At 71.8% G+C, this 13,053-nt stretch carries 11 protein-coding genes; 3 read left to right on the forward strand and 8 right to left on the reverse strand.

What is annotated here, in order from left to right; all coding sequences use genetic code 11:
* The first annotated feature begins 15 nt into the window (after window positions 1–15).
* Window positions 16–729, forward strand: a complete 714-nt coding sequence (locus tag K8638_RS15125; protein WP_223755223.1) for a hypothetical protein — start codon at window positions 16–18, stop codon at window positions 727–729.
* A gap of 8 nt (window positions 730–737) precedes the next feature.
* Here the strand turns inward: K8638_RS15125 and K8638_RS15130 are convergent, their stop codons facing one another.
* The 4 genes from K8638_RS15130 to K8638_RS15145 all read right to left on the reverse strand — a co-directional run bounded on the left by K8638_RS15130 (window position 738) and on the right by K8638_RS15145 (window position 6,444).
* Window positions 738–2,009, reverse strand: coding sequence for an SGNH/GDSL hydrolase family protein (locus tag K8638_RS15130; protein ID WP_223755224.1), 1,272 nt, complete (start codon window positions 2,007–2,009; stop codon window positions 738–740).
* Window positions 2,010–2,133: 124 nt separating this feature from the next.
* A complete protein-coding gene (locus K8638_RS15135) occupies window positions 2,134–3,096 on the reverse strand; it encodes a calcium/sodium antiporter (protein ID WP_223755225.1) in 963 nt (320 codons plus the stop codon).
* A 45-nt stretch (window positions 3,097–3,141) separates the two neighbouring features.
* Window positions 3,142–5,445, reverse strand: a complete 2,304-nt coding sequence (locus K8638_RS15140; protein ID WP_223755226.1) for a hypothetical protein — start codon at window positions 5,443–5,445, stop codon at window positions 3,142–3,144.
* A gap of 123 nt (window positions 5,446–5,568) precedes the next feature.
* Window positions 5,569–6,444 (reverse strand): hypothetical protein, encoded by an 876-nt coding sequence (locus tag K8638_RS15145; protein ID WP_223755227.1) that lies wholly within the window; start codon window positions 6,442–6,444, stop codon window positions 5,569–5,571.
* Between the two features lie 199 nt (window positions 6,445–6,643).
* Here K8638_RS15145 and K8638_RS15150 point away from each other — a divergent pair, with 199 nt between their 5' ends.
* A complete protein-coding gene (locus K8638_RS15150; RefSeq protein ID WP_223755228.1) occupies window positions 6,644–7,009 on the forward strand; it encodes a TIGR02266 family protein in 366 nt (121 codons plus the stop codon).
* Window positions 7,010–7,039: 30 nt separating this feature from the next.
* Here the strand turns inward: K8638_RS15150 and K8638_RS15155 are convergent, their stop codons facing one another.
* The 4 genes from K8638_RS15155 to K8638_RS15170 all read right to left on the reverse strand — a co-directional run bounded on the left by K8638_RS15155 (window position 7,040) and on the right by K8638_RS15170 (window position 11,036).
* On the reverse strand, window positions 7,040–7,441 hold the full coding sequence (locus K8638_RS15155) for a GNAT family N-acetyltransferase (RefSeq protein ID WP_223755229.1): 402 nt from the start codon (window positions 7,439–7,441) through the stop codon (window positions 7,040–7,042).
* A gap of 188 nt (window positions 7,442–7,629) precedes the next feature.
* A complete protein-coding gene (locus K8638_RS15160) occupies window positions 7,630–8,685 on the reverse strand; it encodes an alpha-ketoacid dehydrogenase subunit beta (protein ID WP_223755230.1) in 1,056 nt (351 codons plus the stop codon).
* A gap of 3 nt (window positions 8,686–8,688) precedes the next feature.
* Window positions 8,689–9,696 carry a thiamine pyrophosphate-dependent dehydrogenase E1 component subunit alpha gene (locus K8638_RS15165; RefSeq protein ID WP_223755231.1) on the reverse strand — a complete coding sequence of 336 codons (1,008 nt, stop codon included), beginning with the start codon at window positions 9,694–9,696 and terminating at the stop codon, window positions 8,689–8,691.
* 197 nt (window positions 9,697–9,893) lie between these two features.
* Window positions 9,894–11,036: a M50 family metallopeptidase gene (locus K8638_RS15170; protein WP_223755232.1), complete on the reverse strand. Its 1,143-nt coding sequence runs from the start codon at window positions 11,034–11,036 to the stop codon at window positions 9,894–9,896.
* A gap of 224 nt (window positions 11,037–11,260) precedes the next feature.
* On the opposite strand from K8638_RS15170, the gene K8638_RS15175 reads away from it, so the two are divergent.
* Window positions 11,261–13,042: a PP2C family protein-serine/threonine phosphatase gene (locus K8638_RS15175; protein WP_223755233.1), complete on the forward strand. Its 1,782-nt coding sequence runs from the start codon at window positions 11,261–11,263 to the stop codon at window positions 13,040–13,042.
* The last annotated feature ends 11 nt before the right edge of the window (window positions 13,043–13,053 follow it).

The raw sequence follows: 13,053 nt of genomic DNA on the forward strand, positions 1-13,053 counted from the left end.
CGCGAGGAGGATGGGATGCCCAGGGACACGTTCGACGTCGTGGAGATCAACCCCAAGCACGGCTTCGCGCTGCTGCGCCCGGACGGCGGCGGGGGCCCCTTCCACGCACCGCTCTACCCGGACGAAGAGTCCGGAGAGCCCCAGATGCAGCTCCGCGTGGGCGACCGCGTGACGGGCCTGCGGCGCGGCCAGTCCGTGTCCGAGGTGGCGTGGCAGTCCCGCGCGCAGCCTCCCGAGGACCTCGTGGAGCGGATGGCGGAGCTGCTCGCGAAGCTGGAGCGGTGGGAGCTGCGCATCCCCGCCACCGCCTTCGACCTGGCCGAGCACCACTGGCGTGACAGCCGGGAGGACCCGCTGACGCTGGAGCTGCTCTCGCAGCTCCCCACCTTCTTCGACTGGGAGGTGGACCACCCCTACGAGGACGCCACGCTCCTGGAGCGGCTGGAGGCGGCGATGCAGCCGTACCTGCCGGGTTTCCAGGTGCAGCCCGTCCAGGGGCGCGCCGCCTTCGCCGTGCAGCCCGGCGGTGTCGAGGTGGTGGCGGGAGAGGGGAGCCGGGAAGCACCCGGCATCACCTTCGAGCCGCTGCTCAGGCAGGTGAACACGCGGCTGGAGGGCGCGGGCGCGCCGGTGCGCTGGGTGCCCACCGGGGATGACTGGATTCTGGCGCCGCCGGGGCTCGCCGAGCTGCTCGTGCTGCACGGCGTTTTGGGCCCGCGCCCGGCGTGACGGCGGAGCTACAGCCCGCCCCGCTCCCGCAGGACGCGCACCACCTCCGTGGCCATCACCTCGTGGCCCTCGGCGCTGGGGTGGATGCCGTCCGCCACCAGCCCTTCGAGGAAGAGGTGCGTGTTGTCCGGCTGGCGCGTCACAGCCTCCAGGTCGATGACGTCCGTTCCGGTGGCGCCCTGGCGCAGCCACTCGTTGAACGACACCCGCTGCGTCTTCACCAGGGTGTAGGCGCCGTGGTTCGACTTCTCCTTGGGCAACAGCGTGCTCACCCACACCCGGCAGAAGGGCCGCAGCCGCGCCACCATCCGCAGCATCCGGGCCTGGAGCTGCGCCAGCGCTCCGTCCAATCCCAGGTCATTGGTGCCCAGCAGCACGAGGCAGTCGGTGATGCCCTCCAGCGCCAGCACCTCGCCGTCCAGCAGCTCCAGCGCGTCGTAGAAGCCCTGTCCGCTCACGCCCGCGTTCACCACCGGCACCTCGAGTCGTGACGCCACCAGCGACGGCCACGCGCTCCGCGTGTCGTTCTTCGTGTCCATGTAGCCCTCGGTGATGCTGTCCCCGAGCGCCACGAAGGCCCTCCCCGTGGGCCCCTCCACGTCCACCGTCGCCACGCCCACCGAGCGCTCGAAGGGCTGGCCTCCGATGGCGCCGGGCACCGCCGCGTAGGCCCCCGCACGGGCGTAGCTGCCCGGGAAGGCATCGATGGCGCTCACTCCCAGCGCGCCGCTCACCTCGAAGCTGATGGCCAGGTCGTCGAGGAACGACACCGGGAAGTTCACCGGGTCCGACGTCACGCGCGTGCGGGGACTCGTGGAGAAGCCCTCCTTCCCGCCGAAGGTGAGCGGCACCGGCGTCGAGGCCAGCGCGCCATTGGTGCCCGCCTTCGCCACGGTGGCCCGCCGCAGCGTCAGCGTCCCGTCTCCCGAGCGGAACGTCACGCGGATGCGCCCGCCCTCGCGCGCCACCGGCACGCGCAGGCGGAACGTCACCACGCCCCCCACGTCGTGAGACCAGCGCAGCGCCTGGTGGAAGCCGGGTTGGAAGGACTGCCTGGGCGGAGGGGGCGGCGTGGGCCTCACCCGGCGTTCATCGTTCAACACCAGCGCCGGCGCCACCTCCAGCGGTGCGTCCGGGGCGCTGGCCTCCACCGGGGCAGGCGCGCTCGTCTCCGGAGGAGGTGCCTCCGCCGGGAGTTCTCCACTGGCGGTGTCCGCGCACGCCAGCAGTGCACTCCCCGCGCACACCAGGACCCCGAGCCACGCCCGCCACAGTCGCATCCCCGCTCCCTCCCGGCGCTTGAGGATGCGCACACCGGCCCGTCGTGACGAGCCGGTGGCGGTGGGAGCGGCCCCCTGGCGGAAGCGCCTGCCCGGCCGCCCGCAGGGCGAGGAGGGGACGGTGCTACGTGAGCGCGATGACCCCGAGGAACGCCGCGTAGGCGCCGGCCAGCAGTCCTCCCTCCAGGCGGCTGACGTGCCGCGCTCCCCGCATGAAGAGGACCGCCGCCAGGGTGAAGCCCATGAAGACGCCCATGTCCAGGCGGAGGTCGCTCAGGGAGCCCGCGATGGGGTTGGCCACCGAGGCGCCTCCGAGGATGAGCAGGACGTTGAAGATGTTGGAGCCGATGACGTTGCCAATGGCGATGGCGGAGTGGCCCCGGAGCGCGGCCACCACCGAGGCCGCCATCTCCGGCAGCGAGGTGCCCACCGCGACGATGGTGAGCCCCACCACCCGCTCACTCATGCCGAGCGCCAGCGCCAGCGCACTGGCGCCGTCGACGAACAGCTTGCCGCCCGCCACCAGCCCCACCAGTCCCATGACGGAGAGGCCGGCGAGCTTCGGACGTGAGCCCGTCGCCGCCTCCTCCTGGACCTCCTCGCGCATCTCGGCCCGCAGCTCGGGCGCGCTGACGGGAATCTCCCTGGCCAGGCGCAGCGTGAGCAGCGTGAAGCCCGCCGCGCCCACGAGCAGGATGACGCCCTCCAGCCGCGAGATGCCGCCATCCAGCAGGAAGAGGGGGACGAGCAGCGCGCTGGCCACGAGGACGGGCAGCTCACGCCGGATGAGGGTGGGCTCGACGCGGGGCGGGGAGATGAGCGCGGTGACACCCAGGATGGCGCCGATGTTGGCGATGTTGGAGCCCACGACGTTGCCCAGCGCGATGGCGCTCCGGCCCTCCAGGGAGGCCAGCAGCGACACCACGAGCTCCGGCGCCGACGTGCCATAGGCCACCACCGTCAACCCCACCACCAGCGGCCGCACCCCCATGGAGCGCGCGAGGCCGGCGGAGCCCTGCACGAGCCACTCCGCCCCGAAGTAGAGGAGGACGATGCCAATCACCAACATTCCGAGGTCGAGGAGCATGGGAGTGCATCGTAGATAAACCCCCGCCCCTGACGTCGAAAACCGTCAGAGATTGAAGCCCACGTTTCCGACGGAGATGCTCGGCCCGAAGACGAAGGACCAGCGGCTGGAGGGGACGACCGGGTTGACGTTGGGGTCGCCGTTCGTCTTGCGCTGGATGTCGCCCCGGAACTCGCGCGCCACCCAGGCGTTGGCGCCCACGGCGGCCCCGGGGCCGATGGGGACGCGCAGGCCCAGGCCCGCGACGACCGCCAGGGTGGGCGGGAACTGGATGTCGCCCGACTGCGGGACGAGCCCCATGCCCATCAACCCGAGCTCGATTCCCAGCAGCCGCTCCTGCCCCTCGTCGTTCAGCAGGGCCAGCCGGGACAGGACTCCGAAGTTGATGGCGAGCTGCCCCGTCGGCTCCGTGGCGCGGTAGAGGCCCGCGGGAATGGCCGCCGTCGTGTAGAGCCGGAAGAGGCCCCCCTTGACGGTGGCCGTCCACTGCGCGGAAGGCAGGCCCGTGCGGTCCGTCGTGCTCAGCGCGTAGCGGGCCTCGTCCGCCACATGGGAGACCTGGATGAGGATGCGGTCGTACTGTCCCAGGTTGCCCGGGATGGGGATGACGCGCTGGTCTCCCCTCGGACGCAGGAACATGCGCTGGTCGACGTGGCTCTCCCCGCGCGCGGAGCCGTCCGGCCGGGTGACGCTGATGCGGAGCTGGACCTCCTGGTTGCCCTCCTCGGGCGTCAGGCGCTCGCGGTGCACGATGACGCGGCACGTGTTGCGCATCTCGTAGGAGAGCCGGTGGGGCCTGCTCGGCTCCAGCGTCTGGTCCTTGCCGTCCTTGTCCGCGCAGACGAACTCGAACAGGGAGTCGACGCGGGCGGGCACGCTGGCCTCGCGCACCAGGCGCTGGACGCGCTCGTCGACGTGGGTCAGGTCCACGGTGGCGAGCTCGCCGGGAAGCGTCGGCAGCTGGTAGCCGAAGCGGAGCGCCACGAAGCCGCCCGCGGTGGACTCGCCCTGGACAAGGACGGTGGCGTCCCGCGTGGTGACGCCGTACGCGCCCGCGCGCGAGTGGAACACGAAGCGTCCCGGCCCCGCCGCGGACGCCACCCGGGCCTCCGCGGGGCGGTTGGTGGGGACGAAGTCGATGGGGCCGTGGCCGGGCAGCTCGAGCACGGCGCGGGGAACGGGCACCGGCACCGTCTTCGCCGTCTCCGAGGCCACCACCGTCCCCTCGTGCCGCGACGTCATCGCGGTGATGGTGACCTGCGGGTCGGACGTTCCGCCCGTGCGCAGCAGCACGTGGGTGCCCTCCGCCGTCTTCACCACGCGCTCCACGCGGACGCGCTGGTTGTTGACCGTCCAGCTGAGGGCGCGCGGGTCATGCGCGCAGACGGGGTCCAACCGCACCACCAGTCCCGAGTTCTCCGCATCGCGCAGCACCGTGCCCTCCATGGCCGTGAGGGGGCAGGCCAGGACGGACAGCGTCGCGGAGACCGTGTTCTCCAGGGCCTCGCCCCGGGCGAACAGCACGCGGGGCGTCAGCCGCAGGCGCAGGGGAATGGTGGCGTCCACGCCGGGCACGTTGCGCACGAGGAGGGCGCCTTCCCCGACCTCGCAGCGCGCCAGCCCGCAGTCGGCGGTGGCAATCGCCTCGGGGTGGCTGACCGCCACGGAGCCGGGGCCCTTCGACACGTCGATGCCGCTGGAGAGGACGAGCGGCTGGGTGAGGATGACGCGGCCGGGGCGCAGCCGCTGGGTCTCCGGGTCCACCACGTCGCCGTTGGCGTCATAGGTGGTGACGTCCGGGCCCCACCTGCCGTGAGGCGGAACCCAGTAGAGCGCCGCGTCCGTGGGCAGGCCCGGCGCCACCGGCACGGCGCAGTCCGCGGGCCCCTTGCCCGAGGAGGGCGTCAGGCAGACGTCCTGGCCATCCGGGGGGCCACGCCGCGGCGCTCCGCGCGGCGCGCCGGACCAGGCGATGGACACGTTCAGGAGGTTCGTCCCCTTGAGCTCGACGCGCCCGTCATCCGGGTAGAAGGTGGTGGCCGCGGCGTCGATGCGGGGGAAGGCACCGGTGGCAATCACCGTGACGGTGAGCTCGCTCGTGTCGCACAGGCCGGCGCTCTCGGCCACCGTGAGGTCCAGCCGCCGCTCGCCCTCGTCCGCCTTCGCGGGAGGCTGGACGGAACGCCCGTCGGCGCCCAGCGACCAGCCGCCTCGCAGCGGCCCGCACACGACGCCCCTCGACACGACCTCGACGGGCCGCCCCCCCTCGGGCACCTGGATGACGGGGGCGGCGGAGGCGCGCCCCGCGAGTGCCAGCGTCGCGAGGAGCAGGATTCGTACGGCTTGCATGGACCCCTCCCCAAACCGGAGGAGCCCCCGAGAATCAAGCCCCGTGTGCGGGCCCGGCTCCCAGCCATCCGAGCGGCTTCGCTCCGGGGGGGAGCAGGCAGGCCGGGGGAGGGGACGCGCCGCTCACGGCACGCAGGCGCCCACGCCGGGGTTGCCATCCAGCGCGCGGCAGGTGCCGGTGGCGCACGCGGGCGTCCCGCCGGGCCGGCACAACGGGCGGCAGGTGAGCCCGCTGCCCGTGTTCACACAGGCGCTCCCCGGCGCGCACTGGTTGCTGAAGTCGCACGCCTCGCCCTCTCGCCGGGTGCCGCTGCCCGCGCACACCGGGCCGGACGTGGACGGGTAGCAGCTCAGCGGCGCCGTGCAGTCCGCGCCGAACGGGTCGCACTGCCGTGACGGCGGGCCGCACACCAGCGGCAACTCCACCGTGCCCTCCAGCCGCAGCACCGTGTTGCACTCGCCCGCGTCCCCGCACTGGGGCGTGGCGTGGCACAGCCGCCGGCAGAAGAAGCCCGCGCCGCCGTCCACCGGCTCGTCCTTGCAGAACAGGCCCTGCCCGCACGTGTCGTAGGCGAGGCCGGCGTCGTTGGGGGCCAGCGTGCACGGCGCGCCCTCGGCCGCCGTCCCCGGCTCCACGCACCCGCGCCGCATGGCCTCCCCCTGGCCCACGTAGGTGCACCGCTGCCCCTCCGTGCAGTCCTGGCGCACCACATCGCACTCCGCCGCGAAGCAGCGGCTGCCCGTGCCCCCGTCCTCCAGGTCCGCGAAGTGGCAGCTCTGCCCCGCGTCGCAGCCCTCCTGCCTCGCCACGTTGCAGGCGAAGTCCGAGCCGGAGCCTCCTCTCCCTCCATCCTCCCGAATCCTCCCGCCATCCGGGTCCGATGGCACCCCGGAGTCCTCCATGGGGGTGGGCCCCGGGCCCTCTCCGTCGTCATCACACCCCGCCGCCCAGAGCGCCAGGGCGAGGGTTCCAGTCAACACCACCAGGCGGGCACGCATCCCAAGCTCCTGAATCGAAGTACACAGGGACTTAGCCGAGAGAATCCGATACAGGGGCCCCCTTGAATCGGGCCTGGAAAGCAGCCGACACTTGCAGGACACCCGACTCCCCCGGGTTGGCCCGGCGCGTTACCTGGTGGGGGTGGCTGTGGAGCGTCAGGGGTATCGCCAGTCGCGTCGAAGGGGGTAGCGGGTGCGCATGACAACCAAGGCGGTGGATGAGATGGCAGGCGTGGACCCCAGCGCATTCGCGAACCGTCGGACCGACGAGCGCGTGGCCGCGAGGTTCGAGGTTCGCTTCGCACAGACGCAGGACGCGGCGCGGGCGCTGCGCGCGTACTCCCTCAACATCTCCGCGGGCGGGCTGTGCCTGCGCACGCGCAAGGCCTACGACGTGGGCGCACAGGTGCGCCTGTCCATGGTGATTGAAGGCCAGGAATTCCACCTCAACGGCGTCATCGCCTGGGTGCGCGACGAGGCGGAGGCCATCGGCGTGCGCTTCACGGACATGAGCGACGACGACCGCGCCCGGCTCCAGCGCGTGGTGGACAGCTTCAAGCGGTAGGGCCCCCGGAGGACGGGGGCCGTGGCGCGCCTAGCGCCGGTCTTCCGTCTCCAGGTGGCGGAACACCCCCGAGTCAATCTCGGAGAAGCCGCAGGCGGCGTAGAAGCTGCGCGTCTCGGGCGTGCTGGCCATGGGCGAGACGAGCTGGAGCTGCTTGACGCTCAGCACCTTGCAGCGCTCCAGAATCTGCTTGATGAGCGCCCGGCCCACGCCGCGCCGCCGCCACGTCTCCGTCACCACCAGCTCATCCACGGTGGCCACGCGCCCACGCAGGCGGAGCTGCGGCCGGTGGGAGAAGGAAATCATCCCCACGGGACGGTCCTGCGGGTCCCCGGCGACGAAGATTTCAATCTCCGGATGGCTGACGACCCAGTGGACCGTCTGCTGGTCCGTGCCCTGGGGATAGCCCAGCTCGCGCAGGAGCAACGCCATGGCCTCGGCGTCGCCCCGGCGGGCACGGCGGATACGGAAGGCGGGTGCTTCAGCGCCTGCGGAGGGAGTGACGGTGCGTACGATTGGCTGTGACAAGGCGGTTGGGATTCTAACGAAAGGGCCGCCGAACCTTCAAAGAGGAACGGCGGCCCGGGCCCCGGCGGGCGGGGTGTTTGTGGGTGCGGCGCTTACGGCTGCTCGGCCGCGAGCGAGCGGATGGCGGCGGTGATGTCGTTCTGCTGGGGCACCGACGCCATCTCCAGGCTGTCCGCGAGGCCGATGCCGGGGACGAACTTGCCGGCCAGCAGCCGCGGCGGCGCCAGCAGCGAGTAGAAGAGCTCCTCGACGGTGCGGCGCACCAGGTGCTCGCCGAAGTTCGTCACCTCGGTGTCCTCGTTGACGTAGAGGACGCGGCCCGTCTTCTGGACGGACTGCTTGATGAGCTCCCAGTCATAGGGCCACAGCGAGCGCAGGTCGATGACCTCCGCGCTGAGGCCCTCGTCCGCGAGCGCCGCGGCGGCCTTCGCGCACAGGGGCAGGGTGCGGCCGTAGCTGACCACCGTCACCTGCGAGCCCTCGCGCACGAGCTTGCCCTTGCCGAAGGGCACCGCGTACTCCTGCAGCGTGGGCCACTGCGGCTTCCACTGCGAGCGGTCGCCCAGCGGCGCGTCAATCATCTTCGACAGCGCGCGGTCATCGTCCGGCTCGCCGGGGATGCGCTCCTCGCCCTTGACGCGCAGGAGCGCCTTGGGCTCGAGGAACATCACCGGGTTCTGCTCCTTGCAGGCGGTGATGAGCAGCCCGTACGCGTCCAGCGGCGTGGAGGGCATGACCACCTTCCAGCCGGGGATGTGGGTCATCGTCGCGTCGAACGAGTGCGAGTGGTAGATGGACCCGCGGATGCCGCTGCCCACCGGCGTGCGCACCACCATGGGCAGGTTCCAGTCGCCGTTGCTGGACCAGCAGGTGTTGCCCGCCAGCTTGAGCAGGTCGATGGTGTTGTAGACGTAGTCGCAGAACTGAATCTCCGCGACGGGACGGCCGCCGCCCATGGCGATGCCCATGGCCGCGCCGATGATGCCGCGCTCGTCGAGCGGGGAGTTCCACGTCGTCTTCAGGCCCTGCGTGCAGGTGAAGACGCCGCCCAGCGGCATGCCTACGTCCTCGCCGAAGATGTCCGTCACGCCGAGGTTCTCCTCGGCGTAGTGGAGGGCCATCCGGATGGCCTGTGCCATGTTGGCCATGGGTTACTTGTCCTCCGCGTAGATGTGCTTCCAGATGGAATCGGGGTCCGGCTGGGGCTCGTCGCGCGCCTGGCGGGCGGCGGCGGCCATGTCCTCGGTGTAGCGGTTGCGCAGGTCGTCCATCTGCTGCCGGGTGAGCAGGCCGTCCTGCGCCAGGCGCGCCTCGAACTGCTTGAGGCAGTCCACCTCGTCGCCCACGAAGTTGGCGCCGGAGGCGGAGGAGTGCCCGTACAGGCGCGACACCAGGGCCTCGATGAAGTACGGCTTGCGCTCCTTGCGCACGTACTCCATGGCCTCCTTCAGCTCGGTGTAGGCCTCGATGGGGTCGTTCCCGTTGATGGTCTTCGCCTGGATGCCGAAGGCCTTGGCGCGGTCGCTGATGCGCTGCTCGCCGTGCTGGCCCTCCGCCGACGTGGAGATGCCCCACTTGTTGTTGGTGACGATGATGAGGATGGGCAGCGGGTTGGCGGGGCGGCTGCTCCACACCAGGCACGAGGCGAAATCACCCTCGGCCGTGCCGGCGTCGCCGCCGGTGACGATGGTGATGCCGTCACCGCCGTGGCGCTTCTGCACCATGGCCGTGCCCGGAGCGATGGCGTACTGCACCTCGATGGGCGAGGAGACGGGCGCCACGTTGTACTTCCGCAGCGAGAAGTGGCCCGCGAAGTTGCGGCCGCCCGAGTACGGGTCCGTGGCCGTGTTCTTCATCTGCCGGAGCGCGCCGATGGGCTCCTCGCCTAGCGCCAGCATGGTGCCGGACTGGCGGTAGTGGGCGTGCAGGTAGTCGTACGCGGGGCCCTGGCCCTTCTTCATCAGCAGGCCCAGGGGGACGTTGAACGCCTCCTCGCCGGGGCCGCCAATCCAGAAGTACCCATGGCCCTGCTTGTACATCTGGATGAGGCGCTCCTCGAGGACGCGCGTTTTGACCATGAGGTCGTGGATGCGAAGCAGCAGCTCCTTCTCGAGCTGGAGCGGCGCGGACGCTTCTTTGATGAGACGGGGTCGGGACACGCGCGGGCTTCCTCTATCTGGAGGGGACGCCCCTATAACCCGGATGCGCCCCCTCCGCTCAAGGATGCTGATGGCCCTCCTGGCGGGCCGTCGGGCGGAAGGCATCTCCTGGCGCGGCGCGGCAATCAGCGGTGCTCATCCAAGTCAGAAAGTGACTCGGCGCGTCGCCGCCCGCGCGGCCGTGCGCGCACTGTCCGTCATTGCCGCGGCCGGTCATCGCGCAGTGCGGCGGCCCTCGAGGCCAGCGCGTCATGGCCGGACCTTCCGGCCCGTTCGGAGAGGAGGAGCAGCGTGTCGCCGGACAGGCGCGCCGCGTGGGGGCCCGCCAGCAGCGACTCCAGCTCCCTGAAGCGCCCGGCCTCCAGCAGCGCCAGGACGAGCGCGTGGCCGGTCCGCGCCGAGGGCGACGCCGCGAAGGCCTGCTGGAGCGGACGCACCGCCAGCGCCGCCAGTCCGCCTTCCAGGAACATCTCGCCCACCAGCACCGGGTCGGGTGGCCCCTCGGGCGCGTCCGCGTCCGGTACCTTCAGCGACGCGGGAGCGCGATGCGTCCCGGCCGCCGTCCCATCCGGAGGCCCGGCGCGGGGAGCACTCCTCAGCTCCCCCAGCAGGCGCTCCACGGAGACGGAGCCGGCCTCCGGCCCGCGTCGTGGAGCGCGGCGGCGCCGGGGCGGGGCGGCCGCGCGCTGGAAGCGGAACTCCCTCGGCAGCCGGAGGAGCTGCTCGAGGTTCATCACCCCGAACAGCATCGCCAGCAGGCCCATCCACACCTGGCCCCACCAGATGGACAGGCCCAGCACACCCAGCGCCGTGGCGATGCCGATGCCATGCAGCACGCGCTCGTACCGGTAGCCGCTCCGGGCGCGCACCATCGAGGCCAGCAGGTGGCCTCCGTCCAGCGGCTGCATGGGCAGCAGGTTGAAGAGCCCCCAGCCAACGTTGACCCACAGGAGCTGCCTCGCCGCGAAGCCCGCCAGTCCTCCCTGCTGCCCCAGGGGCGTGAGGCTCGACAGCGCCCAGACGAGTCCTCCGAGCAGGAACCCCATGCCCGGCCCGGCGAAGCTCACCCACGCGGAGTGCCTGTGCGTGAGCTCCTCCTCCGCCCCGCTCGTGGTGGTGCCGCCCATTCCGTGCAGCTCGATGGCGGCGGTGCGGCCGAAGCGGCGGAAGGCCAGCGCATGGCCCAGCTCGTGGAGGAGCACGGAGACGAAGACGATGCCCACCCACAGCGCCAGCCGCGCGGGCTCGTCCCGCAGCGCCCAGCCGGTGGCAAGGGAGATGAGGAAGAAGAGCGGGTGGACGCGGACCGGGAAGCCGGCCACGTGGAAGTGGGGCCGCATGCGCCTTCAATGCTAACCGGCGCCCTCCGAGGACGCCCGGTGAAGGGGGAGGGGAGCGCTTCATACCGGACGTGAAGTGACACTGCGGTTTTCCGCGCGGCGCAGTCGCGGCCACCCGGAGCGGCCGGGGTGGGGGTCCTCGCGAAGCAGGAGAAGTGCGATAGAGTCCACGCCCCCCTGCTCCCTCATCACATCGCGCTCGTCGCGACCCCTTGGGTGTGCCCTTGTCCAGCACGAACACGCGTCTGAAACCCGCGCCCGAAGACGAACCGGACTCCGCCCCCCCTCCCGCCGAGCGGACGGGCACCCGGGAGGTCACCGCCACGGGCACTCGCGACGTCACGGCCACGCGGCTGACGGGCCCCCTGGGCCTGGGGCAGGCGGAGGCCACCAGCACCCTCATCGCCCCACTGGAGGCCGGCGAGCTTCCCAACGTGGCCGCCATCAAGGGGCCCCGGTTGGACCAGCTCCTGCTGCTCACCACCATCGCGCTGGTGGTGCTCATCGTCGGCCTGCTGGCCGCGCTGTCCGTCGCCTCCACCCAGGCCCAGTTCGAGGAGACGGCCCGCCGCTCCACGGAGCGCATCCAGGAGCAGGCCCGCGAGCTGGGCAGGACGGTGGGGCAGACGATTGCACTCACCTCCGCCACCAACCTGCGCGACAACAACTACGCCTTTCTTGAGGAGGTGGCGGGCTCCGTCGTCAAGTCCAATCCCAACATCCTCCGCGTGCAGATTTTCGACCCGGACGGGGTGCGGATGGCGGACAGCGCGCCGGACGCGAAGAAGGAGCCCGCGCCCGAGCCCGCCACCGCGAGGACGGTGGAGCGGCGGCTGGTGGAGGCCTTCTACCAGAACCAGCCCGTCTTCGAGATTCAGGAGCCCATCGACTACGGCTCCAGCAGCGGCAAGGGCCTGGTCGTCCTCAGCTACTCGCTGGGCGCGCTCCAGAAGCAGCTCGAGGTGCTGGAGCAGGACAAGCGCGCCACGGTGCGCTCCAACACGGTCCGCATGCTGGGGCTGGGGCTGGGCTTCGTGGTACTGGCGGGTGTCATCGCCGCGTTCCAGAGCCGGAGAATCACCCGGCCGCTGGGCATGCTCACCGGCAAGGTGATGCAGCTGGCGGCGGGAGACCTGGGCGCCCGTGCCGGCACCGCCCGGGGTGCCGGCCGCGAGGTGGCGACGCTGGGCGTGGTGTTCAACCACATGGCCGAGCGCATCAAGGTGCTGCTGGACGACGTGCGCGCCAAGGCGCAGCTCGAGCGCGAGGTGTCGCTCGCGCGCACGGTGCAGGAGACGCTGCTGCCCGGCCGCGACGCGGTGCAGGTGGGCCCGGTGCGCATCGCCGGCCTCGTCGTCACCGCGGACGCGTGCGGCGGTGACTGGTGGTTCCGCGCCGGGCTGGACGAGCGGCGGGTGGTCATCGGCATCGGCGACGTGACGGGCCACGGCCTGTCCACCTCGCTGGTGGCCACCAGCGCCACCAGCGGCTTCGCCTCCGCCATGACGCTGCGCGAGCCCTCGCAGGTCAACGCGCAGATGTTGATTACGGCTCTCAACGTCACCCTGGCCAACGTGGGGCGCGGCGAGCACCAGATGTCCAGCGCCCTGGCCGTCATCGACGTGTCCAACGGCTACATCGACTACGCGGCGGGCGCGCACCCCAGCCCGCTCGTGTTCAACCGGAACAGCGGGCAGGTGGCCTCGCTGCCGGCGCGCGGGCCGCTGCTGGGCGCGTCCGTGACGTCCCAGTTCACCTCGCGCCAGGCGCAGCTCCGCCCGGGGGACGTGGTGGTCTGGTACACGGACGGCCTCACCGAGTCCCGAGATGGCTCGGGACGCCTCTATGGCACCCAGCGCCTGGCCGCCGCCGTGCAGGCCAACGCCCACCTGTCCGCGGAGGCGCTGCGCGACGCGCTGCTCGCGGACGCGCGCGCCTACAGCGCCGGCCAGCCGCAGCGCGACGACATCACCGTCGTCGTGGCCGAGTTCAGCCCCGTCGCCTGATTCCCCAGGAA

The sequence above is a fragment of the Myxococcus sp. RHSTA-1-4 genome (assembly GCF_020037125.1).
Taxonomy (GTDB): Bacteria; Myxococcota; Myxococcia; order Myxococcales; family Myxococcaceae; genus Myxococcus.